The sequence below is a fragment of the Pengzhenrongella phosphoraccumulans genome (assembly GCF_045689905.1).
Classification (GTDB): domain Bacteria; phylum Actinomycetota; class Actinomycetes; order Actinomycetales; family Cellulomonadaceae; genus Pengzhenrongella; species Pengzhenrongella phosphoraccumulans.
In genome coordinates this window covers 487,178-512,089 of record NZ_CP144210.1, presented here as the reverse complement: position 1 = coordinate 512,089, position 24,912 = coordinate 487,178, and the positions used below count along the sequence as shown (strand labels likewise).

Annotated in this window: 19 protein-coding genes and 1 riboswitch; of the genes, 11 read left to right on the top strand and 8 right to left on the bottom strand. The window is 71.5% G+C overall.

What is annotated here, in order from left to right; genetic code table 11:
* Positions 1-2: 2 nt before the first annotated feature.
* From VTA80_RS02480 to VTA80_RS02470, 3 genes are all read left to right on the top strand, one after another.
* Entirely contained in the window at positions 3-794 is a 792-nt protein-coding gene (locus VTA80_RS02480; protein WP_407343840.1) for a lysophospholipid acyltransferase family protein, read from the top strand.
* A gap of 77 nt (positions 795-871) precedes the next feature.
* Entirely contained in the window at positions 872-2,089 is a 1,218-nt protein-coding gene (locus VTA80_RS02475) for a pyrophosphate--fructose-6-phosphate 1-phosphotransferase (protein WP_407343839.1), read from the top strand.
* Positions 2,086-3,456: a class II 3-deoxy-7-phosphoheptulonate synthase gene (locus VTA80_RS02470; protein ID WP_407343838.1), complete on the top strand. Its 1,371-nt coding sequence runs from the start codon at positions 2,086-2,088 to the stop codon at positions 3,454-3,456. Before VTA80_RS02475 ends, VTA80_RS02470 begins: the two co-directional genes overlap by 4 nt.
* A gap of 88 nt (positions 3,457-3,544) precedes the next feature.
* On the opposite strand, the gene pknB is transcribed toward VTA80_RS02470, so the two are convergent.
* Both pknB and VTA80_RS02460 read right to left on the bottom strand, forming a co-directional pair.
* Entirely contained in the window at positions 3,545-5,563 is a 2,019-nt protein-coding gene (pknB, locus tag VTA80_RS02465) for a Stk1 family PASTA domain-containing Ser/Thr kinase (protein ID WP_407343837.1), read from the bottom strand.
* A gap of 27 nt (positions 5,564-5,590) precedes the next feature.
* Positions 5,591-7,018 carry a LysM peptidoglycan-binding domain-containing protein gene (locus tag VTA80_RS02460; protein WP_407343836.1) on the bottom strand — a complete coding sequence of 476 codons (1,428 nt, stop codon included), beginning with the start codon at positions 7,016-7,018 and terminating at the stop codon, positions 5,591-5,593.
* Between the two features lie 167 nt (positions 7,019-7,185).
* On the opposite strand from VTA80_RS02460, the gene VTA80_RS02455 reads away from it, so the two are divergent.
* Positions 7,186-7,626: an Rv2175c family DNA-binding protein gene (locus VTA80_RS02455; RefSeq protein ID WP_407343835.1), complete on the top strand. Its 441-nt coding sequence runs from the start codon at positions 7,186-7,188 to the stop codon at positions 7,624-7,626.
* Positions 7,627-7,687: 61 nt separating this feature from the next.
* Here VTA80_RS02455 and VTA80_RS02450 read toward each other — a convergent pair whose 3' ends face one another.
* Positions 7,688-8,797, bottom strand: a complete 1,110-nt coding sequence (locus tag VTA80_RS02450; protein WP_407343834.1) for a polyprenyl synthetase family protein — start codon at positions 8,795-8,797, stop codon at positions 7,688-7,690.
* A gap of 20 nt (positions 8,798-8,817) precedes the next feature.
* Entirely contained in the window at positions 8,818-9,369 is a 552-nt protein-coding gene (locus tag VTA80_RS02445; RefSeq protein ID WP_407343833.1) for a hypothetical protein, read from the bottom strand.
* A 122-nt stretch (positions 9,370-9,491) separates the two neighbouring features.
* Here VTA80_RS02445 and VTA80_RS02440 point away from each other — a divergent pair, with 122 nt between their 5' ends.
* The 3 genes from VTA80_RS02440 (at position 9,492) to VTA80_RS02430 (ending at position 13,001) form a co-directional block, all read left to right on the top strand.
* Complete coding sequence (locus VTA80_RS02440; protein WP_407343832.1) at positions 9,492-10,751, top strand: DUF4192 domain-containing protein; 1,260 nt, start codon at positions 9,492-9,494, stop codon at positions 10,749-10,751.
* A gap of 118 nt (positions 10,752-10,869) precedes the next feature.
* A complete protein-coding gene (locus VTA80_RS02435; protein WP_407343831.1) occupies positions 10,870-11,286 on the top strand; it encodes a universal stress protein in 417 nt (138 codons plus the stop codon).
* Positions 11,287-11,420: 134 nt separating this feature from the next.
* Positions 11,421-13,001, top strand: coding sequence for an RNA polymerase sigma factor (locus VTA80_RS02430; protein ID WP_407343830.1), 1,581 nt, complete (start codon positions 11,421-11,423; stop codon positions 12,999-13,001).
* Between the two features lie 93 nt (positions 13,002-13,094).
* Here VTA80_RS02430 and VTA80_RS02425 read toward each other — a convergent pair whose 3' ends face one another.
* Complete coding sequence (locus VTA80_RS02425) at positions 13,095-14,321, bottom strand: right-handed parallel beta-helix repeat-containing protein (protein ID WP_407343829.1); 1,227 nt, start codon at positions 14,319-14,321, stop codon at positions 13,095-13,097.
* Positions 14,322-14,551: 230 nt separating this feature from the next.
* A riboswitch (cyclic di-GMP riboswitch) is annotated at positions 14,552-14,627 on the top strand.
* A 15-nt stretch (positions 14,628-14,642) separates the two neighbouring features.
* On the opposite strand from VTA80_RS02425, the gene VTA80_RS02420 reads away from it, so the two are divergent.
* Entirely contained in the window at positions 14,643-14,843 is a 201-nt protein-coding gene (locus VTA80_RS02420) for a hypothetical protein (protein ID WP_407343828.1), read from the top strand.
* Positions 14,844-14,961: 118 nt separating this feature from the next.
* Here VTA80_RS02420 and VTA80_RS02415 read toward each other — a convergent pair whose 3' ends face one another.
* Positions 14,962-15,171, bottom strand: a complete 210-nt coding sequence (locus VTA80_RS02415) for a hypothetical protein (RefSeq protein ID WP_407345652.1) — start codon at positions 15,169-15,171, stop codon at positions 14,962-14,964.
* A 130-nt stretch (positions 15,172-15,301) separates the two neighbouring features.
* Between VTA80_RS02415 and VTA80_RS02410 the strand changes: the two genes are divergently transcribed.
* Both VTA80_RS02410 and VTA80_RS02405 read left to right on the top strand, forming a co-directional pair.
* Positions 15,302-17,476: a type IIA DNA topoisomerase subunit B gene (locus VTA80_RS02410; RefSeq protein WP_407343827.1), complete on the top strand. Its 2,175-nt coding sequence runs from the start codon at positions 15,302-15,304 to the stop codon at positions 17,474-17,476.
* A gap of 59 nt (positions 17,477-17,535) precedes the next feature.
* Positions 17,536-18,477 carry a hypothetical protein gene (locus VTA80_RS02405; protein ID WP_407343826.1) on the top strand — a complete coding sequence of 314 codons (942 nt, stop codon included), beginning with the start codon at positions 17,536-17,538 and terminating at the stop codon, positions 18,475-18,477.
* Positions 18,478-18,512: 35 nt separating this feature from the next.
* On the opposite strand, the gene VTA80_RS02400 is transcribed toward VTA80_RS02405, so the two are convergent.
* Positions 18,513-21,398: a hypothetical protein gene (locus VTA80_RS02400; RefSeq protein ID WP_407343825.1), complete on the bottom strand. Its 2,886-nt coding sequence runs from the start codon at positions 21,396-21,398 to the stop codon at positions 18,513-18,515.
* Between the two features lie 166 nt (positions 21,399-21,564).
* Between VTA80_RS02400 and VTA80_RS02395 the strand changes: the two genes are divergently transcribed.
* On the top strand, positions 21,565-22,335 hold the full coding sequence (locus VTA80_RS02395) for a lysoplasmalogenase (protein ID WP_407343824.1): 771 nt from the start codon (positions 21,565-21,567) through the stop codon (positions 22,333-22,335).
* Here VTA80_RS02395 and VTA80_RS02390 read toward each other — a convergent pair.
* On the bottom strand, positions 22,301-24,805 hold the full coding sequence (locus tag VTA80_RS02390) for a DNA topoisomerase (ATP-hydrolyzing) subunit A (protein WP_407343823.1): 2,505 nt from the start codon (positions 24,803-24,805) through the stop codon (positions 22,301-22,303). The genes VTA80_RS02395 and VTA80_RS02390 overlap by 35 nt on opposite strands.
* Positions 24,806-24,912: the final 107 nt, after the last annotated feature.

Below are 24,912 nucleotides of genomic sequence, written 5' to 3'. Positions count from 1 at the left end.
CGTTGTTTTACTGGTTCTTGAAGCGGGTGCTCTTCGGCCCGATTCTCAAGGTGTTGTTCCGCCCATGGGTGCGGGGGATCGAGAACGTCCCCGCCGAGGGTGGGGCGATCTTCGCCTCCAACCACCTCGCCGTCGTCGACTCGTTCTTCCTTCCGCTCGAGCTCAACCGCGAGATCGTGTTCATCGGCAAGGCCGACTACTTCACCGGGTCGGGCCTCAAGGGCCGGATGATCGCGGGCTTCATGCGCGGCGTGGGCACGATCCCCGTCGACCGCGCGGGTGGCCGGGCGTCCGAGGCCGCCCTCAAGACCGGCCTGCGCCGGCTCGAGGAGGGCAAGCTCTTCGGGATCTACCCCGAGGGCACGCGCAGCCCCGACGGCCGGCTCTACCGCGGCAAGACCGGCGTGGCCCGGCTCGCGCTCGAGTCCGGCGCCCCGGTGATCCCGGTCGCGATGATCGACACCGAGAAGGCCCAGCCGATCGGGCAGCGCCTGCCGCGCCCGATGCGGATCGGCATCGTGATCGGTGAGCCCCTCGACTTCAGCCGGTACAAGGGTATGGAGAACGACCGGTTCATCCTGCGCTCGGTCACCGACGAGATCATGTACTCCCTGATGAGCCTGTCCGGCCAGGAGTACGTCGACGTGTACGCCGCGACCCAGAAGGCCCGCATCGCGGCCGGCAACGCCGAGCAGCCCGTGCCCGGCGCCGTCAGCCCGCAGGCCCCCGGCGGTCGGCCCGCACCCGAGGTCCACGTGCCGGTCCCCCGGAGGAGACCCCCGAGCCGTCGGTAGAATGACCCCCGCACCACCCGTATGCGCTTGACCAGCATTCACCTGCCCAGCACACAGTTCTACGAGAGGCGTGTCCCATGTCGGTTCGTCGCGTTGCCCTCCTCACCGCAGGAGGCTTCGCTCCGTGCCTCTCCTCCGCCGTCGGCGGACTGATCGAGCGGTACACCGAGCTGGCACCCGAGATCGAGATCATCGCCTACCAGCACGGCTACCACGGCCTGCTGACCGGCAACAAGATCGTGGTCGACGCCGAGACCCGCGCCAAGGCCGGCCTGCTGCACAAGTTCGGCGGGTCACCGATCGGCAACTCGCGCGTCAAGCTCTCGAACGCGGCCGACCTGGTCAAGCGCGGGCTCGTCGCCGAGGGGCAGAACCCCCTGCAGGTCGCGGCCGAGCAGCTCAAGGCCGACGGCGTCGACGTGCTCCACACCATCGGTGGGGACGACACCAACATCACGGCCGCCGAGCTCGCGGCCTACCTCGAGGAGCACGGCTACCACCTCACGGTGGTCGGCCTGCCCAAGACGATCGACAACGACGTCGTGCCGATCAAGCAGTCCCTCGGGGCCTGGACCGCGGCCGAGCAGAGCGCGATCTTCGCGGAGAACATCATCGGCGAGCACCGCTCGGGCCCGCGCATGCTGATCGTGCACGAGGTCATGGGCCGGCACTGCGGCTGGCTGACGGCGGCTGCGGCCGCGGCGTACCGCAAGCGGCTCGACGCGAAGGAATGGGTGCCCGGAATCGGCCTGTCCCGCGAGCGCTGGGACATCCACGCGGTCTTCGTGCCCGAGCTCGCGCTCGACATCGCGACCGAGGCGGCGCGCCTGCGCGGCGTGATGGACGAGATCGGCAACGTCAACATCTTCCTGTCCGAGGGCGCCGGCACGCACGAGATCATCGCGCAGCTCGAGGCCTCGGGCGCCGAGGTCCCGCGCGACGCCTTCGGGCACGTGCGTCTCGACACGATCAACCCGGGCGCCTGGTTCGCCAAGCAGTTCGCGGAGCTGCTCGGCGCCGAGAAGGTCATGGTCCAGAAGAGCGGGTACTTCTCCCGCGCCGCCGCCGCCAACGCGGAGGACCTGCGCCTCATCAAGTCCATGACCGACCTCGCGGTCGAGTGCGCGCTCAAGGGCGAGTCCGGCGTCGTCGGGCACGACGAGGAGGACGACGACCGGCTCAAGGCCATCGCGTTCCCGCGGATCGCCGGCGGCAAGGCGTTCGACGTGTCCCAGCCCTGGTTCGGCCAGCTGCTCGGCGAGATCGGCCAGCAGCTGGTCCCGGCAGTGCAGTGACCTACTCGTCGGACGCCGCCGTGGTCCCCGACCCCCAGGTCATCGCGGGGTTGGACCACTGGCGCACGCTGCCCGTCGCCCAGCAGCCGACCTGGCCGGACGCGGAGCACGTCACGCGGGTGACGACGCGGCTGGCGACCCTGCCGCCGCTCGTCTTCGCGGGCGAGGCCGACGTGCTCAAGAGCAGGCTGGCCGCCGCCGGGCGCGGCGAGGCCTTCCTGCTCCAGGGCGGTGACTGCGCCGAGACGTTCGCCGAGGCGACCGCCGACAACATTCGCAACAAGATCAAGACGATCCTGCAGATGGCGGTCGTGCTGACGTACGGCGCGAGCCTGCCGGTCATCAAGATGGGGCGGATGGCGGGCCAGTACGCCAAGCCGCGCAGCTCGAACGACGAGACGCGCGACGGCGTGACGCTCCCCGCGTTCCGCGGCGACACGATCAACGGCTACGACTTCACGCCCGAGTCGCGCATCCCCGACCCCGAGCGGCTGCTGCAGGCGTACAACACCTCCGCGGCGACGCTGAACCTGCTGCGCGCGTTCACCACCGGCGGGTTCGCGGACCTGCGCCGCGTGCACGAGTGGAACCGCGGGTTCATGGCGAACCCGTCCTACGCGCGCTACGAGGAGACCGCGGCCGAGATCGACCGCGCGATCCGGTTCATGGCGGCCTGCGGGGCCGACTTCGACGCGCTGCGCACGGTCGAGTTCTTCTCGAGCCACGAAGCGCTGCTGCTCGACTACGAGCGGCCGCTCACGCGGATCGACTCGCGCACCGGCCTGCCGTACGACTGCTCCGCGCACTTCCTGTGGATCGGGGAGCGCACGCGCCAGATCGACGGCGCGCACGTCGACTTCCTGTCCCGGGTGCGCAACCCGATCGGCGTCAAGCTCGGTCCGACGACGACGGCGGACGAGGCGCTCGCCCTGATGGACCGCCTCAACCCCGCGGGCGAGCCCGGTCGGCTCGCGTTCATCACGCGCATGGGTGCGGGCACGGTGCGTAAGGCGCTGCCCGCGCTCGTCGAGAAGGTCACCGCGGTCGGGTCACCGGTCACGTGGGTCTGCGACCCGATGCACGGCAACACGATCAACTCCGAGAGCGGCTACAAGACGCGGCGCCTGACCGACGTGCTCGACGAGGTCCGCGGGTTCTTCGAGGTCCACCGCGCGCTGGGGACCGTGCCCGGCGGCCTGCACATCGAGCTCACCGGCGACGACGTCACCGAGGTGATGGGCGGCAGCGAGGAGATCGACGACGCCGGCCTCGCGCTGCGGTACGAGACGCTGGTCGACCCGCGCCTGAACCACCAGCAGAGCCTGGAGATGGCCTTCCAGGTCGTCGAGCTGATGCGCGGCGCCTGACCCTTCCAACCCCGTGACGGTTCACCACCCCTAACAAACGAGCGCTGACGTCCTCAGGGACGCCGGCGCTCGTTCGTTGCGAGGAGTGTTAGACGACGGTGAGCACGATCGTTGATCCGTGCGCCGCCGTGTCGCCTGCCTTGACGCTCTGAGAGCGCACTGTGTTGAAAAGGCCGCCGATGATGTTCTCCCGCTTCGGAACGAAGCCGAGGTCCGTGAGCGCTTGGGCGGCATCCTTGTACTGCTTGCCAAACAGGTCCGGCACCACAATCAGCTCCGGCCCCTGCGACACCGTGATCGTCACCGTGTCCATGCGGTGGCCCGCGACTCCCTGCTTCGGGTCCTGGTCGATGACACGCCCGGCGTCGATGGTGTCGCTGAACGCCGGGACGGCCGTGGTCTTCAGGCCCTCCTTCTCGAGGTCCTTCGCCGCCTGCTCCTGGGTCGCGCCGATCACCGAGATGATCGTCAGCGGCTCGCGGCCCTGCGACACGGTCAGGACGATCTCCGTGCCGACCTCGAGGCTCGCCTTCGGATCGGCGGAGACGGCCATGACCGACCCGACGGGCGCGACGTCGTCGTACGGGGCGATCGAAGTGCCGAGCTTGAGGCGAGCGGCCTCGAGCGCTGCCTTGGCGTCGTCAAAGCTCATGCCGACCAGCCCCTCGGGCACGGTCGTCATCTCCGGTCCCTGCGAGACGGCGAGCTCGACCGACCCGTCCTTGCGGATCCGGCTGTCCGGCACGGGCCTCGTCGAGACGATGGTGCCGGGCGCCGCTTGGTCGAAGACCTTGACCGCCGTCGAGTCCAGACCGGAGCGCGTGAGAACGGAGCTGGCATTGTCCTGCGTCCGGCCGATGACGTCCGGCACCGACGTGAACGCGCCCGGGCCGATGGACATGAACGCCCACACGCCGGCGGCAAGCAGCCCGCTGATCAGCAGCGCGATCCCCGAGATACGGATCGCGCGGCGGCGTCGGGCGGGGGCGGTGGCGGCCCTCTGCTCGGCCCTCAGCTCGGCCGGGGTGCGGATGCCGGTGCCGATGGCCAGCGCGATCGTGCCCCCGGCCGACGGGACGTCCAGGCGCGCGGTCTCGCTCGCGTCCGCGTCGTCGTCGGGCAGGGAGTGTGCGGAGGTGCCGTTCGAGGCTGCCGCCGCCGCGCCCGCCAGCGCGCCGTCGGCGGTCGCGGGGTGCAGCGCGATCGTGGGGGCGACGTCCGCGCGGCGCGCGAGGGTCTCGTCGTCGAGCTCGGCATGGATGCGGCGGACGAGCGTGAGCGCTGCGCCGGCGTCGATCGGGCGGTTCTCGGGGTCGCGCGCGGCGAGCGCGCTGACGAGCTCGTCGATCTCGGGCGGGAGCCAGTCGACGACGTCGGAGGGCACCGGGATGTCGGAGTTGACGTGCAGGTAGGCCACCTGGATCGGCGTCTCGCCGACGTACGGCTGGGCGCCCGTGAGCATCTCGTACAGCAGGATGCCGGCGGCGTAGACGTCGGTGCGCGCGTCGGAGACGCCTTTCGCGACGAGCTCGGGCCCGAGGTACGCGACGGTGCCGAACACCGTGCCCGTCGTGGTCGAGGTGACCTCGGTGACCGCGCGCGCGAGCCCGAAGTCCGCGAGCTTGATGCGCCCGTCGGTGGCCAGCAGCACGTTCTCGGGCTTGATGTCGCGGTGCACGAGCCCGGTGCGGTGCGCGGCGGCGAGGCCGTCCAGCACCCGCTCGAGGATCAAGAACGACTCGGCGACGGTCAGCGAGCCGCGCTCGCTGATGTGGCGGCGCAGGTTCACGCCGTCCACGTACTCCATGGTCAGGTAGCTGGTCTCGCCGTCGACGCCCTGGTCGAGGACCCCGACCAGCGCGGGGTGGGTCAGGCGGGCGGCGGCGCGGGCCTCGCGCCGGAACCGCGCGATGAACGCGGCGCCCGCGGCCCCCTCCGCGAGGTGGGGGTGCATGACCTTGAGGGCGACCTCACGGTCGAGCCGACGGTCGATCGCGAGATAGACGGTCGCCATCCCGCCCCGAGCGATGCGGGAGACGACTTCATAGCGCCCGTCGACTAGGCGGCCGACGAGCGGGTCGGTGACGGTGGCTCCCACGGGTGTCATCCTACGGTCGGGGCGAGCCCAGGCTCGTCAGCGAAACCGCACCATGTGGGTCTGGATGTTGGCGACGTACACGCGGGTGTCCGCGAACATGCCGTTGCGCCGGACCGAGGTGGACCCCTGGTAGTAGCCCGCGATGGCGGTCGGCAGGTCGGTGCTCGTGCCCACGAGCTGGCGCAGCATGGCGACCCCGGCGGTGACGTTGTCGTCCGGGTCGAGGAGGTTGAGGTGCCGGCCCACCAGCAGCGAGGCCCACTCGCCCGAGGACGGGATGACCTGCATGGTGCCGATCGCGTTCGCGGGGGAGACCGCCGTGTGGTTGAACCCGGACTCCTGGAACGCGATCGCCTGCGCGAGGGCCGGGTCGACGCCCATGGCGCGCGCGGTCGCGGCGACCTTGGCCTGCATCTGCGCCTTGGTCGGCACGCCGAGGCTCAGGAGGGTCGCCTTGTTGAGGTTCGCCGAGGCCACGACGGCCTCCGGGTACCTGCGCCCCGCGAAGGTGTTGCCGACGAGCGGCGTCTTCGGGGTCGACGCGATGGCGCCCGGGATGGTGAGCTGCTGGCCGATCCGGATCAGCGACCGGTTGCCGAGGGCGTTCGCGCTCGAGATCGCGGCGACCGTGGTGCCGTAGCGGGTGGCGATGCCGGAGACCGTGTCACCGGACACGACGCGGTGCGTGGCCGCGGTCGGGGCGGTCGCGGTCGGGACGACGGACACGGGGTTCGAGACGGCGACGGCGGTGGCGCCCGGGGCGCCCCCGATGGACAGCTGCTGGCCGACGCGGATGTACGCGCGGGCATCCAGTCCGTTCGCGGTGACGATCGCGGCGACCGAGGTGCCGAAGCGGTGGGCGATCCCGGACACGGTGTCGCCCGAGACGACCCGGTACGAGGACGCGGCGGGGGCGGCCGCGGCCACCGGGATCGGCGCAGCGGGGGCCGCCGCACCGGGGATGGACAGGTGCTGGCCGACGCGGATGAAGGCGCGGGCGTCGAGTCCGTTCGCGGTGACGATCGCGGCGACCGTGGTGCCGAAGCGGGCGGCCACGTGGGACACGGTGTCGCCGGAGGCGACCGTGTAGCCGGCGGACGTCGCGACGGGGGCGGCTGCGGGGGCGGCGACGGCGGGCGCGCCGGCGGAGGGGATCGTCAGCTGCTGACCGATCCGGATCTTCGCCACGTTGGCGAGGCTGTTGGCGCGGGCGATCGCGGCGACCGAGGAACCGGTGCGCGCCGCGATGTGACTGACCGTGTCGCCGGTGCGCACCACATAGGTGTCGTCCGCCTGCGCGGCGCCGCCGACGGCGACCGAGGCGACGGCCAGCACGAGGGACGCCCCCGTGCCCGTCGCGACCCGGCGTCGGGTCCGTCCCGCGGGGGCCGGCCGGGCGCCCGCGGGCAGCGCGTCGTCGAGGTGCCCGCGGGCTCCTGGGCGGACGTTGCCGGTCTGCGTCATGGTCTGACCTCTGTGACGTGAGTGATGGATGGTGCCAATGTGACTGGAGTGATACCAGTGAACGTACTTGGTTCGCGCGGCGGGCGAAAGGCAAGGGGCGAGTTCTGGGGGGAATTCTTTTTGTCCCCGCCGTTCGGCGCAACGCCGCGGTGCGTACGCTGTCCTTCGTGACGGACAACTCAGCTCTTGACACCCTGGTCGATGAATGGCTCACCGTGCCCGACGTGGCCGAGCGGCTCGCTATCGACGCCGGCAAGGTTCGTCGGCTGGTCCATGAGGGCCGGCTCGTGGTCGTGCGCCGCGGCGCATCGTCCGTCGTGTCGATCCCGGCGGCGTTCCTCGTTCCCGAGCACCTCGAGAACCCGGCCAACTCGACCCTGAACAAGCCGGAACCGGCCCCGGACGAGGACGGCAACCCGGCCCCGCGCTGGGCCGTGCTCGCCTCGCTCTACGGCACGCTGACGCTGCTGCGCGACTCGGGGTTCGAGGACGCCGAGGCGATCGAGTGGCTCTTCAGCCCGGACGCGACCCTCGGGATGCCGCCGATCGAGGCGCTGCGGACGGGCCGCAAGACGGCCGTGCGCCGGATCGCCCAGACGCTGCTCTGATCCGGATCCTGCACTGATCCCGCGCTGAACCGCGTGGCCCCGCGCTGAGCGCTGCGCAGGGTCAGGCGTGGCGTGCGACGGCGGCGTGGCCGAGCCGCGCGAGCATCGTGGCACCCGGCTCGTCGAGGGTCGCGATCGCCAACGCGCCGAAGGCCTGCGCCGAGAGCCCCGCGATGAGCTCTTCCACCTTGTCCGGTGCGCCGGTGGCGGCGATGGCCGAGGCGAGGGTCGCGACGTCGTCGTCGGCCAGGTCACGGACCCCGAGTCGGGTGCGCAGCAGCTCGCGCTGGGCGCCGTCGCCGGCGGCCATCGCCCGCGCGACCAGGACGGTCCGCTTGCCCTCGCGCAGGTCGTCGCCCGCGGGCTTGCCGGTGGCCGCGGGGTCGCCGAACACGCCCAGCAGGTCGTCGCGCAGCTGGAACGCCTCGCCGAGGGGGAGCCCGAACGCGGACGACGCCGCGCGGGCGCCGTCGTCGGCCCCGGCGAGCGCCGCACCGAGGCCGAGCGGGTGCTCCACGCTGTACCGGGCGGACTTGGCCCGGATCACTTCGCGGGCGCGCGCCTCGTCGGCGACCGGGTCCACGCCCCACGGCAGGACCTGCGCCAGCATGTCGAGGTACTGGCCGACCGTGACCTCGGTACGCATCCGGTCGAAGATCTGGCGCGCGACCGGCTCGATCTCGGCCGGGAACTCGGCCAGGGCCCGGTTGAACTCGGCGTCGCTCGCGACGAGCGCGAGGTCGCCGAGCAGGATCGCGGCCGCGTCGCCGAACCGGCGCGAGTCCCCGGTCCAGCCGGAGCGTTGGTGCAGCGCCTCGAAGGTCCGGTGGGCGGCGGGGTGCCCGCGGCGGGTGTCGGAGTCGTCCATCACGTCGTCGTGGAAGAGCGCGGCGGCCTGGAACAGCTCGAGCGCGGCGCCGACGCGCAGCACGGCCGCAGCGAGCGGGGAGTCGGGTTGGCCGCCATGCGCGCGCCAGGACCAGTAGCAGAACGCGGCGCGCAGCCGCTTGCCGCCCGACAGCATCTCGGCGACGGCGTCGGCCAGGACCGAGCTGTCGGCCCCCAGGCCCGCGAGCAGGGGGCGCTGCTCGGCGATGTGCTCGGCGAGCAGCGCATCGACCCGCTGGCGGACGGCCTCGACGTCGACGGGGGAGGGGAGAGTCGGGATCACGGGGGGCAGCCTAGGTCCGGTCAGGTCGCACTGCGGAGCCTGCCGCCGATCGTGACGGTGCGAACCCCGTCACGGTCGAGCACGCCGATGACCAGGAGCTCGTCGCCGCCGGAGCGGGTGAAGGTCGACTGGGCCGCCAGGGCGGCGTCGGGGGTCGTCTGCTCGGCCTCGGTGAATCCGGCGGTCGTCAGGCTCTTGCGGTAGACGTCGACGACGTCGGCCGCGGAGAGCACGGTGCGCAGGTTGAGGCTGACCTGGTAGGCGTTCGAGCTACCGACCGGGTCGACCGACGACACGAGCACCTCCACCCCGCCCGGCACGGGCAGCAGGTCGCTCGGGAAGCCCGGCGCGAGCCCGCCCACGGTGGAGTTCGGATCCGGCGCATCGTTGAGCAGGGGCGTCGCCGAGTCGGTGGGGTCCGCGGTCCGCGCGAGGCTGCTCGCACCGGACGGCGTCGGGGAGGGGTCGCCGTCGGCCGCCGTGCCGCCGAGATCGCACCCTCCCAGCAGCACGCCGACCAGGGCCGCCAGGGCGACGGCGCGCGCTCGTCGATTGCCGGGCGGGAGAACCATGGGGCAGGCTTTGCCCCACTCTGGGTTCCCGTTGATCTGCACCCTTCCACCGTAGCCGCGCGCGACCACGGACCGCGGTAAATGGTGCGCCCACCCGCCCACAGCCGGAGATATTTGCACGCTTGACCACAGCGCGGCCGAATGCGGCTGGCCCGGGTGGGTCCGGCGCGGTCCCCTACGTCATGGATGCCACCACGATCCGGGTGAGCGAGCCCCGTGAACTGCTCGCACTGCTGCCCCACCAGCTGGGATTCCGTCCGCAGGAGAGCGCGGTCGCCGTCTCGCTGCGGGCCCCTCGCGGCCGGGTCGGGCTGATCGCCCGGGTCGACCTGACCGACCTGGCCGATGTCGTCCAGGGTCCCCAGCTCGCTCGCGGCCTCGTCTCGCACCTCGTGGCCGACGGCGGGCGTCGGGCGGTGCTGGTGATCTACACCGAGCTGGACCCGCGCTTCGCCGTCGACCTCGAGAGCGCCGGTGCGGGCGGCGAGCTCGACCCGGGGGAGCGGTCGGCCCCCGGCAACGCGGCGTTCGTGCGGGTGGCCGCGGAGCAGTTCCGGGAGGCCGCCGAGCCCTTCCTGCCGGAGGTCGCCGTCTGGGTGGTCGCCCGCTCGGGCTACCTCTCGTTGGACTGCGTGGATCCGGGCTGCTGCCCGCCGGGCGGACGGCCGCTGCGCGACCTGGACGGCACCGCGGTCGGGGCGCACATGGTGCTGGCCGGCTCGATGGTCGCCGACTCGCGGGATGAGCTCGCCCGGATCGAACCCGCCGGTGCGCGGGCGCGCCGGAACGCGGTCCGGGTTGCGGAACGAGCGCGGGCGCGGCGCGAGGCGGCGCTGGTGGTCGGCGACTGGGCGCTGCATCGGTGGCGCGCCGACGGCATGGCCGCCTGGCGCGAGGCGGTGGAGCGGAGCCGCACGGGGGGACCGGGTGCGCCGCCCGCGCTGCTGGGGCGGATCGAGGCCGCCCTCATCGACGTGCGGGTCCGGGACGCGGTGCTTCTCGCGCTCGTGCCCGGGACCGGGGACCTGCCCGAGCGGACCCTGGTCGGCTCGCCGGGCCGACCCGTCGGCGAGATCGCGCACAGCACGTCGGACGCGCTCGACGCGATCATGGACGTCCGCCGGGGCATCGCGCCCGACGAGGAGCTCGCGCGGGCCGGTGTGGAGGTGCTCGAAGCGGTCGTCGCGCACACGCGGACCGCGGATCAGGCGGCGGCACTGACGCTGCTCGCCCTGATCGCCTGGTGGCAGGCGGATGGCGCCCGGGCGGGCGTGCTGCTCGGTCGAGCGCTCGACGGCGACCCGGACCACCGGCTCGCCCTGCTCCTGACCGAGGCGCTGGCGCGAGGGCTGTCGCCGGGGTGGATCCGCCGCCCGGCGTAGGCGCCCGGGCGCCCCTGCCGCCGGCCCGAAAGTCGGACTTCGGTCCTCGGCGAGAGCCGACTTGCTCAGGTACCGTCGGATGAGCGGCTCGGGCCGGCAGGAGTGCAACGGAGGACACATGAGCATCGTGGTCGGCTACCTCGCCACTCCTGAAGGTCGATCGGCGCTGGAGGCGGCGGCACTCGAGGCTCAGAGTCGCTCGACCCGCCTCGTCGTGGTCACCAGCTGCCAGAAAGGCCGGGACGAGCGCGGTCGGCTCGCGGAGGAGCAGGAGCTCGACGAGGTCCGCCTCGATCTCGACAAACGGGGCATCGCGCACGAGATCCGGCTGGTGGCGAGCAGCCGCGACGTGGCCGAGGACCTCATCACCGCCGCGGAGCAGAACGACGGCTCGCTCATCGTCATCGGGCTGCGCCGACGCAGCCCGGTCGGCAAGCTGATCTTGGGCGCGAACGCGCAGCGCATCCTGCTCGGTGCGCCCTGCCCGGTTCTCGCAGTGAAACCGGCACTTGTGGCAAATATGGCCATGGAATGATCCGCGAGGCCCACTCGTTGGGCAGGTCGAGCCCCTCTGAGGCGGTCATCGGCGAGGCGTAACACGACCCGGCCGGTACAATATCGAAGTACCCGGACCACGATTCCGGGCTAAGCGCTGCCGAAAGGTCGTTCGTGTCGTCCCTCCCCACAAGTCCTTCACTTCCGCGCGAGTTCGAGCACCCTGCTTTGCAGGACCTCGTCGTGCGCGGCCGCACCCACGGCACCGTGGACGCAGAGTCGTTCCGCACCGCATGTGAGTCCGCCGAGGTCAACGACGCGAAGCGGCTCAAAGCCGTCTACCGCGGCCTGTCCTCAGCCGGCATCGCGGTCTCCGAGCCCATCGTCGCCAAGACCACCAAGGTCAAGGCGCGGGTGGCGGCTGCCACCACCACCGCACGCAAGACCACCAAGGCCACCGTGAACCCCGAGGGCGACGACTCGGTCGAGTCCACCGTCGCGGCCAAGAAGCCGGCCGCCGCGAAGAAGGTCCCCGCCGTCAAGCGGGTGCCCGGAGCGAAGAAGGCTGCCGCGCCGTCGGCCGCCGTCGAGACGAGCCCGGCCCCGGCCGTGCGAAAGCCGGCCGCCAAGAAGGCCGTCTCCGCGCGCGCCGCCAAGCTGGCCGCGAGCCGCGAGGCCAAGGCGGACGCCGAGTCCCGCGAGCAGGACTCCGAGCGTGCGACCGACAACCACACCGAAGAGACCCCGGTCAAGGCCAAGCCCGAGGACGAGTCCGAGGACGCGGGTTACACGTACTCCGACGCCGACGACGACGACGCGCCTGCCCAGCAGGTCGTCACTGCTGGCGCCACGGCCGACCCGGTCAAGGACTACCTCAAGCAGATCGGCAAGGTCGCCCTGCTGAACGCCGAGCAGGAGGTCGACCTCGCCAAGCGGATCGAGGCCGGTCTGTTCGCCGAGGAGCGCCTCAACTCAGGCATCAAGCTCGAGCCGAAGGTCAAGCGCGAGTTCGAATGGATCGCGTCGGACGGTAGGCGTGCGAAGAATCACCTGCTCGAGGCGAACCTGCGACTCGTCGTCTCGCTCGCCAAGCGGTACACCGGGCGCGGCATGCTCTTCCTGGACCTGATCCAGGAGGGCAACCTCGGCCTGATCCGCGCGGTCGAGAAGTTCGACTACACCAAGGGCTACAAGTTCTCCACGTACGCGACGTGGTGGATCCGCCAGGCGATCACCCGCGCCATGGCCGACCAGGCCCGCACCATCCGTATCCCGGTGCACATGGTCGAGGTCATCAACAAGCTGGCGCGCGTGCAGCGGCAGATGCTCCAGGACCTGGGCCGCGAGCCCACCCCGGAGGAGCTCGCCAAGGAGCTCGACATGACGCCCGAGAAGGTCGTCGAGGTCCAGAAGTACGGCCGCGAGCCCATCTCGCTGCACACCCCGCTCGGCGAGGACGGTGACAGCGAGTTCGGAGACCTCATCGAGGACTCCGAGGCCGTCGTCCCCGCGGATGCCGTCAGCTTCACGCTCTTGCAGGAGCAGCTGCACCAGGTGCTCGACACGCTCTCGGAGCGCGAGGCCGGCGTGGTGTCGATGCGGTTCGGCCTGACCGACGGTCAGCCCAAGACGCTCGACGAGATCGGCAAGGTCTACGGGGTGACGCGCGAGCGGATCCGGCAGATCGAGTCCAAGACGATGTCGAAGCTGCGCCACCCGAGCCGTTCGCAGGTGCTGCGCGACTACCTCGACTGAGTCGAGACCGACACTGCGGTGTCATCCAGGCCTGACCGCGCTTTCCGCGCCTCCGGCCGAGGATGACACCGCATCGTTGTGTCAGCCCTCAGGTCACCTGTCGGAACGGCAGACCACCCCGACGCAGGGGTTCGGGTTGGATCGGCTGGTGTTGCCGCCGCGGTCGGTGACCCCGGCGGCGTCGATGCCGCGGTCGGCGTTCTTGGACGTCGAGTTCTTCGCCACCCGGACGAAGGCGAGCAGGGCCGGGGTCGGGACGTCGGTGTCACCGCCGATGAGGAAGGCTCGCGCGGTGAGCCCGTCGTTGCTGCTGGTGTAGTCGCCCAGCCCAGCGTTCCCGTTCCCGCCGCGCTTGAGTGCGGCCCCCGCGTCGGTCGAGGCGCTTGGCGCGGTCTCTCGGGCAGCTGCGGCGCGCGCGCGATCCGCGTCGGTGTGGGCGAGGAGCCCGGCGTCCCGGCCGGTCGGCCCGGCGGTCCTGGCGGAGCTCGCGCCCGGGGTGGAGCCGTTGCGCGACAGGTCGTTGTGCTCCACGAAGATCGGGGGGCCGCCGGCCGGGCAGGGCAGCGACAGGTCGCACGTGACCGTCAGATCGATGCCCGATCCGCCGCTCCGGCTGATGTCGTTGTGGGTGATGCGCACGTTGTCAAAGGTGGGCGACTCACTCTCCCCATCTCGGACGAGGACACCCGCGGTGCTGGAGTAGGTGATCGTGTTCCGGGTGATCGTGGTGTTGTTGAGTCCGAGGAGGTCCTCGTTCCAGAGATTGACGGCGATGGCGTTCGACCTGAACCGGTTGTCTCGGATCGTCACGTTGCTGTTCTGCGTGATGCTCACGGCGGTCTGGGTACGGGTGAAGGACGAGTCGGAGACCGTGCCGCCGTCACCGAAGTAGAAGGAGAGCGCGACCGACGAGGACAGGTCGTGGAACGTGCTCCGCTTGACCGTGAAGTCGCTCCCGGCCTCGATGTAGAAGTCGGGGACCGGATCGAGACCGAGCGCGGTGACGTCGAGGTTCTCCATCCGGCCGTGGTTCCCGAGCCAGAAGATCCCGTCGGTGCGCAGCTTGCCGTCGTGAAGGGCGACCCCGTCGACTTCGATGGGAACAGCGGGGCTGCTCAGCGTGTGGTGGGCGAGGTTCACGTCGGCACCGGCGCCGAGCAGTGTCAGGTCGCACTCCGCGTCTTTCGTCAGCCTGTAGTGCCCGTGCCCCCGGTCCGAGACTCCGGGACAGTCGCCGAAGCCGGTGGCGTGGGCGGCGGTGGCACCCGAGAGCAGAAGTGCCGTGGCGGCGCAGGCCGTGGCAAACGTTCTTAGTTTCATGGTGGGGCTCCTCTGAGGGCGGCGTCTGTGGTTCCGGCCAAGTCAGACGTGTGCCCCCAATATGGGCGCATCGAGCCGGATCCGCCCGATGTGGCGATCAGCTCACGGCGACGGTGCGTGGCGACCGGTGGTTGCGCTCTCATCGGGCGAAGGGGTCGGCTTAGACCAAATGGGGCAAACGTGAGCGCACGGTATCCGTGGCGGCCGTCGTTGGGCTACCTTTACGTCGTCAGCGAGAAGTGCAAACCCGCCGCGAGGCGGGGACGCAAAGCCACGGGGCCCAACGGGGTCAGCCGGGTTACCGAACGACAGGAGCAGAAGATGAGCAGCCTCAGCGGTGCCCGCCCCGAGAACGCCGCAGGCGGTCCTTCCTCCCACGCCGAGACGATCCGTGCCGACATGGCCGCCAGCATGCCTGCGCGGCCCATGGCCGGCTCGTCGCTCGATGCCCTCGTCCGGCGTCAGAACCCCACCGTCAACCCCGGTCAGCGACTCGGCTTCGTCCCGGCCCAGGTTCGCTGACGCAGACCGGCTCGCACCAGTCTTCACGCAGAAGGGCCCCGTCCTCGCGGACGGGGCCCTTCTGCGTGTGTGGTCGGATCCGGTCAGTTCAGATCGGTCCTTCAGGCAAGCGCGAAGATCAGTGCGCGCTTCCGAGACCGGCGCCGTGCTCCTCCAGGAGTCGCGCGCTCTCATCTTGCACATGGGTAGCCAGCGTCGAGAACTTCGGCGCGTGCTCGCGAGCGTGGTGGGCACAGAAGAGCAGCTCGCCGCTCGTCATGAGGACGCGCACATACGCCTGCGCGCCACAGCGGTCGCAGCGGTCGGCTGCGGTCAAGGGCTGAGTCATTGTCGCGTTCACAAATACATGTAACCATCCGCCCGCCGATCCGATGCCACCCAACTGGGTGAGTTCGCTACCCGCGAAGTGAAAAGAGTGATTTTCACCCCAAAAGTGGACATTCTGCGGGCCTTGCGGCATGGCGACACGGTGGAGTCGGTGCCAGCGATTACGCTCGGACATCGTGTCGACCGTATCCACGCAGTCCAGCTACACCGCCCGGCATCTCTCCGTGCTCGGGGGTCTCGAGGCGGTCCGCAAACGCCCGGGGATGTACATCGGGTCCACCGACTCGCGCGGGCTCATGCACTGCATGTGGGAGATCATCGACAACGCGGTCGACGAGGCGCTGGCCGGCTACTGCGGCCGCATCGAGATCGTGCTGCACGCCGACTCCTCGGTCGAGGTCCTCGACGACGGCCGCGGCATCCCGGTCGACATCGAGCCGAAGACCGGCCTGACGGGGGTCGAGGTCGTCTTCACCAAGCTGCACGCCGGTGGCAAGTTCGGCGGCGGCTCGTACGGGGCCTCGGGTGGGCTGCACGGGGTCGGTGCGAGCGTCGTCAATGCGCTCTCGTCGCGCCTCGACGTCGACGTCGAGCGTGGCGGCAAGGTCCACCGCATGACGTTCCACCGCGGCGTGCCCGGGGTGTTCACCGATCCGGCGTCAGGCCCGTCGCCCGAGTCGCCGTTCGCGCCGTTCGTGTCGGGTTCCGAGCTCGTCGTCGTCGGCAAGGCGCCCAAGGCCCGCACCAGCACCCGCGTGCGCTACTGGGCCGATCGCCAGGTGTTCCCGGCGAACGCCGTGTTCTCGCTCGACGAGCTCGTGACCCGGGTCCGCCAGACGACGTTCCTGGTGCCCGGCCTCGCGATCACGGTGCGGGACGAGCGCCGGCTCGCGGGCACCCCGGGCGCCGACGCCTCGCACACCGAGACCTTCCAGCACTCGGGCGGGACGGTCGACTTCGTCGACTTCCTCGCTCCGGACGCGCCGCTGACCGGCACGTGGCACCTGATCGGCGCGGGCAGCTTCGTGGAGACGGTGCCCGTACTCGACGAGAAGGGCCATCTCACCCCGCAGGCGGTCACCCGCGAGTGCCAGGTCGACATCGCGCTGCGCTGGGGCACCGGCTACGAGACCGAGATGCGGACGTTCGTCAACATCATCGCGACGCCCAAGGGCGGCTCGCACCTCGCCGGGTTCGAGGCCGGGCTGCTGCGCACGCTGCGCAAGGCGGTCGAGACGAACGCCCGTCGCCTGAAGATCACCGCCCGGGGCGACGCCGAGCGGATCGAGAAGGACGACGTGCTGGCCGGCCTCACGGCGGTACTCACCGTGCGGCTCGCCGAGCCTCAGTTCGAGGGCCAGACCAAGGAGCTGCTCGGCACCGCGCCGGTGCGCGCGATCGTCGCCAAGGTCGTCGACACCGAGCTCGCCAAGCTCCTCAACGCCACGACGCGGGACCAGAAGACCCAGGCGACGATCCTGCTGGACAAGGTCGTCGCCGAGATGCGCGCGCGGCTCAGCGCACGCAAGCAAAAGGAGATCTCGCGCCGCAAGAACGCGCTCGAGACGTCGTCCCTGCCGGCCAAGCTCGCCGACTGCCGCAGCGACGACGTCGACCGTAGCGAGCTGTTCATCGTCGAGGGTGACAGCGCGCTCGGCACGGCCAAGCTGGCACGCAGCTCCGACTTCCAGGCGTTGCTGCCGATCCGCGGCAAGATCCTCAACGTCCAGAAGGCCTCGATCACCGACATGCTCAAGAACGTCGAGTGCGCGGCGATCATCCAGGTGCTCGGCGCCGGGTCGGGCCGCTCGTTCGAGCTCGAGGCGGCCCGCTACGGCAAGATCGTGCTGATGACCGACGCCGACGTCGATGGCGCCCACATCCGCACCCTGCTGCTCACGCTGTTCTTCCGGTACATGAAGCCGATGGTCACCGCCGGGCGCGTGTACGCGGCGGTGCCGCCGCTGCACCGGATCGAGGTGATCGGTGCCGGTTCGCGCAAGAACGAGTTCATCTACACGTACTCCGAGTCCGAGCTCGCCTCGACGCTGAAGAAGCTCGAACGGTCCGGCAAGCGCTACAAGGAAGACATCCAGCGGTACAAGGGCCTCGGCGAGATGGATGCCGACCAGCTGGCCGAGACGACCATGGACCCGCGGCACCGCACCCTGCGCCGCGTCACGATGCAGCACGCGGTGGACGCCGAGCGGGTCTTCGAGCTGCTCATGGGGAGCGACGTCGCCCCGCGCAAGGACTTCATCGTCGCCGGCGCGCTCGAGATGGACCGCAGCAAGATCGACGCGTAGGCGAGGCGTGGCGGTACCGAGCTCTCAGGTGATCGAGTCCGCGTGCCGATGATGGGGAGATGAGCACGTCCGCGCCCGAGCCCGCCACCCCGTGGTACGCCCTCATCCGTGGGTTGAGGCAGCAGGTGCGCGACGGGACTCTGTCGTGGTGGCGGGGGCTCAGCGTGATGGGTGCCCTGCTGCTCGTGCCTGCCGGGACGTTGGCGGTGGTGAGCTACCTCGCATCACTCTTCGTCGTGGGTTTCGCCCGAGGCGGGACCGGGCAGGACTTCCAAGCGGAACCCGGCGTGGCCGTCGTCGTCGTCGCGGCCGCGCTCGGGCTGATGACGGTGGTCGTCGTCGCGGTCGGCGCGCGGTGGTTCCGGCGGCGTCTGACACGGCACCGTGCCCGGATGCAGGGTTGGGCCGACGCGCACGGCTGGGCCTACACACCGAGCTCGAGCCTCCTGTCCAGCCGTTGGAGCGCGCCGGGTTTCCGTGGCCGCACCCGGGCGACCGACGTGCTGACCCGTGCCACGCCACGCGGTGAGGTCACGTCCCTGACCCTCGGGCCGGGCGCGGGCGAGGGCGGCTGGAGCAGGCATGCTGTGATGGCCGTGGGCCCCCGCTGGTTCCCCGCGCTGATCCTCACCCCGACGACTGGCCGGGACCGCGCCGCGCAGGCCTTCGGCGGTCAAGACATCACGGTGGAGTCGTACGACATCAACGCTCGCTGGCGCATGCGGTGCGCGGACGAGCGGTTCGCCCACGAAGTGCTCCACCCGCGGCTGCTCGAGCGGCTCGACCGCGCGGACGTGTCCGGGCTGTGCCTTCTGGTGCAGGGGCGCGACGTCGTCGTGCACGCGCCCGGGCCGACAGCGTTCGCCGCCATCGAGCCCATGGTGGACCTGGTTCTCGACCTCGTCTCGCTGTTGCCCGCGTACCTCGCGGACGACTTCCCGCCGCTCTCGCCGGAGGTTCCGCGGCGCGAGCGTCGGCGGGACCCTCACCGCATGCGCTGACGCCCCCCCTGCGACCGAGCACGTGGGTCGTCGCCTCACGGGCGCAGCCGGGAGCGAACCTCGGTCATGGCCCGCCGGTACGCGCTCGTGCGCGGGTAGCCGCTGTGGCCGGCCACAGTCGCGACGAAGGCCGTCGCGTCGATCGCCTCCGCCCCGCGATCGATCAGGTTGGGCGAGTAGCCACCGACCGGGAAGCCGATGGGGTCGGTGCGCCGCCACAGGTTGACCCAGGCCGGGTCGTGCCCGTCGCGCGCGCCGAGCCGATGCACGAGGGTGTCCGACGGGGGCGAGGCCTCCGTGGGGTCCGCGCTGGTGTCGGCGATCTCCTGGGCCTGCCACGGGTCCCAGTTGAGGTCGGTCGGACCGCAGCCGATCGTGCCGATGATGTGCGGCCCGAACAGCTCGGGCAGGATCCGCCCGAAGTACGGTCGGATCTGCGAGCCGTATGAGACCAGCGCGACCCGCCCTGACCTCCCGGGGTTGTCCTTCTCGCCCGTGAACAGAGCGGCGACGGCCAGCACGACCCCCATGCTGTGGGCGGACAGGACCACCTGACGGCCTTCGGGCGCAGTCGGCGCCGTCGGCGCCGTCTGCACGGTCGCGCTCGCGGCCGCCGGCTCGCGCAGCCAGGCGTCCATCCGGGCCGCGATCTCCGGGACGGCGCGCTCGGCGTAGCAGGGCGGGCCGAGCGGGTGCGCGGAGCGGGGGAGGAAGCAGACGATGTCCCAGACGATCGCCAGCGGTCGGTTGGGGGCCGATCCGTCGGTCGTGACGACGCGCGCGAGCACTCCCGCCCACAGCAGGGCCGTCGCCCAGAGGCCGAGGCTGACGAGCGCGCTGGGGGGTTGCCACCGCACCGTGATGAGGAGCGCGAGGGCGACCGCGGCGGCGAGGCCGACGGCGATGAGCGCCAGGAACAGCTCCACGCGGTGGCTCAGCGCGGCGATCCCCTTCGCTCGACCGACCGCAGCTCGGAGGTCGGCCCGATGCTGGAGCGTGGCGAGGGTGCCGGCCGGCCGCGGCACCTCCGCGTCCCGTGCCACCTCGGCCTGGTCCTCGGACCGTCCGAACCTCGGCTCCGGGATCAGCGCCGGCCGGTGCCGCCAGGCCCGGAAGGCCGGAACGAGCACGCCGAACCCCACCACCAGCAGGGCCACCAGGACGAGTCCCATCGCCGTGGCGACGGCGAACTCGGCGTACGTCTGCGGGATCTGGATCTGCGCCAGCGGTGCGCCGCAGCCGTCGGGGTGGAGCCGGGCGTAGTCGGGGTTCAGGCACTGGGGCTTTGCGCCACCGTTGAGCCAGTCGCCGACCGCGACGACGAGCAGGCCGGTGAGCATCATCATCGAGCCGAGCGAGAGCAGCAGGAACACGCCCGGTCCGCGGCCCGACCACGCCTGCTGGCGCAGGGGAGGGGTCGTCCCCGCCCTCGTGCCGGCGCTCGCGGCCCCCGCAGCGCGAGGCCACAGCCCCACCACCGCGAACAGCAGCACGAAGACCGTGCAGGCCAGTGCGAGCGGGCCGTTCGCGGGCAGCCCGGTGACCGGGTCCCGGGTCACCGTCACCCACGCGAGCGCGGCGAGCGCACCGATGGCGAGCACGCTGGCCACCACCGTCAGCCCCACCGCGCCGCGCCAGGTCAGGCCGACGAGGGCGATCAGGAACAGTGCCGTGACCAGGAGCGCCGGCACGACCCGCAGCCCGAGCAGCTGGGCCGCGTCGAGGTTTCGCTCGTCGTGCAGGCACAGTGCCACCACGTTCGCGCCGAACAGCACGACCGCCACGAGAAACAACCCCACGGCGGTCCTGCCCTTGCGGGTGCTCGCCGGGTTGATCGCATCCGCCTGGGCCACCGCGATGAGCCACGTGGAGCCGGCGAGGACCAGCATCGCGACGGCCACGAAGGCGGCGAACAGCGGACTGCCCCCGATCGCGTCGCCGCCCAGGCCGCACGCGGGGCTGTCGAAGAAGCTGGCCGGCGAGACGCAGGAGGGGTAGCCCGCGTACACCTGGCTCCACGAGAGGGTCAGGACGACGAGCGCGAGCCCGCCCGCGAAGTGCACGAGGGCCATCGACTGGGTCAGTCCCCAGCGTCCCCACAGGCCGGGCATGGCGAGGATCCGCGTCCGGGCCCCGGCCCCGGCGGACGTGGCCGGGGGCTTGGCTCCGGACTCTTTCACCGGGGAGGACGTCGGGACCTCGTATTTGGTCCGGGAGCCCGAGGCCAGCCAGTACAGCAGCAGCAGCGCCCCGACGGGCACGAGCGACAGCAGGGCAAGCCGCTGGGGCCAGGGATAGCTCCCGAGCCAGGTGAGCCAGCCGGGGAGCGCGGCGCAGGCCGTCGCGGCCGAGTTCGGGTTGTCGATGATGCACTGCGTGCCGACGAGGTCGAGGCTCACGTCCGCGACCGCGGCGACCAGCAGCAGGCTCAGTCCGAACCCGAAGATGCGGATCCACCGCGCCCCTCGGGCGTACTTCGCCGTCTCGTCTAGCTCGCGGGACCAGTACGCGACGTTGACCAGACCCAGCGGTAGGAGCAGCATCCAGCCGGCGCGGCTGGCGGCCGACACGGCTCCCTTGCCGACGTTGCCCGGCAACGACGGGGAGGTCCGCGTCATCTGCCCCCACGAGTACGCCTCGCGATGCACGTCCGCCGGGATGTGGTCCTGGTGGGTATCGGGCACCTGCCGTGCATGGGCGAGGGCGGCCGCCGTCGGGACCCAGAAGCTCCCGAGGCTGTCGCCCCGGGCCTTCTCCGCATCGGCCGGCAGGACCTCGAGCATGCCGTACGGCGGGGTGTTGTTCACCCCGTGGATCCGCAGCTCGAGAACGTGCGGATCGGGCGGGGGAGCGGGCCGCTCCGCGGTGCCGGCGGTCGAGGGACCGCCGATGTGGAGCCGGGCGAGGATTCCACGTCCCATAGCTCTCGATGCCTCCCCAGGTCGCGCCGTCGCGCCCCAGCACGCCGGCAGGACGAGTCTGATCGCTTCGGACCGCCGCCGCCTGCGGGGAGATGCCCCTGGTCAACCCCCTGTTCGTGGTGTAGAAGTTCCAGTTCGGGCGCGACCACCAGGCAAGGGGCACAGCATGACCGGAGCGGCGCGGATCGGCCTGCCGATCGAGGAGTCGGGCGACGCCGGGCCGGGGTGGTCGGCCTCGAGCGGGTCCGGGACGCGACGGGTCGTGATCGGGCTCGGACTGGCAGTCGCCGTCGTGCACCTGGCGTCGCTCCTGGCGGGCGCGGACCCGCTCGCCGCGGCCACCAAGGCGGCCCTCGTGCCGCTCCTGGCGGCCTACCTGCTCGTCTCCACGCCGCGCCACCGCTCGCCGATCGTTCGGCTCACCGTGGTGGCGCTCGGCTTCTCCTGGCTCGGGGACGTCGTGCCGAACCTGGTGGCCGACGACGTCTCGTTCCTCGTGATGGTCGGGTTCTTCCTCCTGGCGCAGGTCGCCTACATCGCCGCGTTCGCACCCCGGTTCCGGGGCGGCCCGCTCCGCCGTCGGCCGGTGCTCGGGCTGCCGTACGTCGCAGCGTTCGTGCTCCTGCTGGTCGCCTGCGTCCCCGGTGCCGGTGGGCTGGTCGCGCCCGCCGTCCTGTATGGCGCGTGCCTGGTCACCATGGCGGCGCTGACGACCGGGGTGAACCGGGTGGCGGCGATCGGCGGCGCGGTCTTCCTGGTCTCGGACACGCTGATCGCGCTCGGCGCATTCGCACCCTGGTTCGACCTGCCCCAGGCCGGCTTCTGGGTGATGCTCACCTACATCGCCGGTCAGACCCTGCTCGTCACCGGGGTGCTGGCCGCCGACCGCACCGATCGGCAGCTCAGCCGATCGCGTGCACCGGGGCGGGCAGGGTGATCCCGGAGCCGTCCCGACGCGGGTCGACCGGCGGCAGGTCCAGCGGCTGACCCGCCGAGCCGCTGGCCTTCGGCGGCGCGATCCCGACCCACGCGAGCTGGAGCACGTCTTCGCCCTTGAGGAATCGGTGCGCCCGCACGCCCATGCCGCCGCGGTTCTTGGCCGGGTAGGCGGCGAACGGGGTGGTCTTGGCCGAGCCGGGGACGGTGCCGGGCAGCGCCGAGCGCGAGCCGGCGATCGTCACGACCGCGTACTCGTGCCCGCCGGGCGACAGCAGGTCGAGCAGGTCGCCACCCTCGTCGCCGTCGGCCGCCGAGGTCGTGGCGCCGAAGAAGACGACGCGCTGGTCGTCGCCGAGCTTGATGCCGAGCATCCCCCCGGCCGAGCGGCCCTGGGGTCGGACCGCGGCGGCGGAGAACCGGAGCAGGGACGCGTCCGAGCTGATCAGGACCAGCTCGTCGTCGTCGGTCACCGCGACGGCGCCGACCACCTCGTCGCCGTTCTTGAGGGCGATGACCTCCCAGGCGTCCTTGTTGTTCGGCGGGTCACCGGCCGCGACCCGCTTCACGACGCCCGACGCCGTCCCGAGCGCGAGCGTGGGTGCGTCGGCGTCGAGGGAGGCGAGCGCGAGCACGGTCTCCCCGGGCAGCAGCGCCACGACCTCGCTCACGGGCACGCCGCCCGACAGGCTCGGTGCACCGTCGGTGCCGGGCAGCGCCGGCAGGTGGAGCACGGGGACGCGCACGATGCGCCCGCGAGACGTCACCGCCCCGATCTCGCCGCGCGTGCTGGCGGGGATCGCGGTGCGCACGACGTCGTGCTTGTGCCGGCTGCCCTGGCGCACGGGCGTGTGCTCGTCGCCGGTCCGGGCGAGGAGCCCGGTGCCGGACAGCAGCGCCCAGCACGGCGAGTCCTCGATCTGCAGCGGGGTCGCGTTCTTGAGCGAGGCCGTCGTCGTGCCTGAGCCGTCCGAGTCGAGCAGGATCGTGCGCCGCGGCGTGCCGTGCACGCGGGCGACCTCGGTCATCTCGTCCGAGACGATGCCCCGCAGACGACGGTCGTCGGCCAGGATCGCGGTGAGCTCGGCGATCTCCTGGGCGAGCTGGGACTGCTCCTTCTCGAGCTCGATGCGGGAGAACTTGGTCAGGCGGCGCAGCCGCAGCTCGAGGATGTACTCCGCCTGCGGCTCGGACAGGTCGAACACGTCGCGCAGCCGGGTGCGGGCGGTGTCGGCGTCGTCGGAGGTGCGGATGACCTGGATGACCTCGTCGATGTCCGTGATCGCGAGCAGCAGCCCCTCGACCAGGTGCAGGCGCTCGGAGCGCTTGGCCAGCCGGTAGGTGCTGCGCCGACGCACGACGTCGATGCGGTGGTTGACCCACACCTCGATCAGCTCGCGCAGCCCGAGCGTGCGCGGTTGGCCGTCGACGAGCGCGACGTTGTTGATGTTGAACGAGTCCTCGAGCGGGGTGTACCGGTAGAGCTGCTCGAGCACGGCCTCGGGGTTGAAGCCCGTCTTGATCTCGATGACCAGGCGCAGGCCGTGCTCGCGGTCGGTGAGGTCGACCACGTTGGTGATGCCGGTGAGCTTCTTGGCCTGCACGCCCTCCTTGATCTTCTCGATCACCCGCTCAGGCCCGACGAGGTAGGGCAGCTCGGTGACGACGATGCCCTTGCGCTTGGCGGTGACGTTCTCGATCCGGCTCGTCGCGCGGGTGCGGAACTGGCCGCGACCGGTGCGGTACGCGTCCCGCACGCCGTCCAGGCCGACGATCTTGCCGCCCGTGGGCAGGTCCGGCCCGGGCACGAACCGCATCAGGTCGTCGAGGGTCGCCTGCGGGTGGTCGACGAGGTGGCGCGCCGCCGCGATGACCTCGATCAGGTTGTGCGGGGCCATGTTGGTGGCCATGCCGACGGCGATCCCGGCGGCGCCGTTGACCAGCAGGTTCGGGATGGCGGCCGGGAGGATCTCGGGCTGGACCAGCTTGTTGTCGTAGTTCGGGACGAAGTTGACGACGTCCTCGTCGAGCCCGGCGGTCATGGCGAGCGCGGCGGGGGACTGGCGGGCCTCGGTGTACCGGGCCGCGGCCGGGCCGTCGTCGAGCGACCCGAAGTTCCCGTGCCCGTCGACCAGGGGCAGGCGGAGCGTGAAGGCCTGCGAGAGGCGCACGAGCGTGTCGTAGATCGAGGCGTCGCCGTGCGGGTGCAGCTTGCCCATCACGTCGCCGACGACGCGCGCCGACTTCACGTGGGCGCGGTCCGGGCGCAGCCCCATCTCGGACATCTGGTACAGGATCCGGCGCTGGACCGGCTTGAGGCCGTCCCGCGCGTCCGGCAGGGCCCGGGCGTAGATCACCGAGTACGCGTACTGCAGGAAGGAGCCCTGCATCTCGTCGGCCACGTCGATGTCGACGATGTTCTCGGTGTAGTCCTCGGGTACCCCCGGCGGGGTGGCGGTACGGCGCGCCATGGTGATCCGGCTCCTTGAGGTGTGCGTGCGATCGTGCGTAGGCCCAGACATTCTCCCCCGTGGGGGGCTCAACGCCGTCCGGCGCGCGCCGAGCACCCCCTAACCTG

Bases quoted from the DNA above. Each gene is read 5' to 3' on its own strand.
- VTA80_RS02475 (WP_407343839.1), top strand. From the start codon at position 872: ATGTCGGTTCGTCGCGTTGCCCTCCTCACCGCAGGAGGCTTCGCTCCG.
- pknB (WP_407343837.1), bottom strand. From the start codon at position 5,563: ATGACACCCGTGGGAGCCACCGTCACCGACCCGCTCGTCGGCCGCCTA.
- VTA80_RS02460 (WP_407343836.1), bottom strand. From the start codon at position 7,018: ATGACGCAGACCGGCAACGTCCGCCCAGGAGCCCGCGGGCACCTCGAC.
- VTA80_RS02445 (WP_407343833.1), bottom strand. From the start codon at position 9,369: ATGGTTCTCCCGCCCGGCAATCGACGAGCGCGCGCCGTCGCCCTGGCG.
- VTA80_RS02435 (WP_407343831.1), top strand. From the start codon at position 10,870: ATGAGCATCGTGGTCGGCTACCTCGCCACTCCTGAAGGTCGATCGGCG.
- VTA80_RS02425 (WP_407343829.1), bottom strand. From the start codon at position 14,321: ATGAAACTAAGAACGTTTGCCACGGCCTGCGCCGCCACGGCACTTCTG.
- VTA80_RS02420 (WP_407343828.1), top strand. From the start codon at position 14,643: ATGAGCAGCCTCAGCGGTGCCCGCCCCGAGAACGCCGCAGGCGGTCCT.
- VTA80_RS02415 (WP_407345652.1), bottom strand. From the start codon at position 15,171: ATGACTCAGCCCTTGACCGCAGCCGACCGCTGCGACCGCTGTGGCGCG.
- VTA80_RS02410 (WP_407343827.1), top strand. From the start codon at position 15,302: ATGGCGACACGGTGGAGTCGGTGCCAGCGATTACGCTCGGACATCGTG.
- VTA80_RS02405 (WP_407343826.1), top strand. From the start codon at position 17,536: ATGAGCACGTCCGCGCCCGAGCCCGCCACCCCGTGGTACGCCCTCATC.
- VTA80_RS02400 (WP_407343825.1), bottom strand. From the start codon at position 21,398: ATGGGACGTGGAATCCTCGCCCGGCTCCACATCGGCGGTCCCTCGACC.
- VTA80_RS02395 (WP_407343824.1), top strand. From the start codon at position 21,565: ATGACCGGAGCGGCGCGGATCGGCCTGCCGATCGAGGAGTCGGGCGAC.
- VTA80_RS02390 (WP_407343823.1), bottom strand. From the start codon at position 24,805: ATGGCGCGCCGTACCGCCACCCCGCCGGGGGTACCCGAGGACTACACC.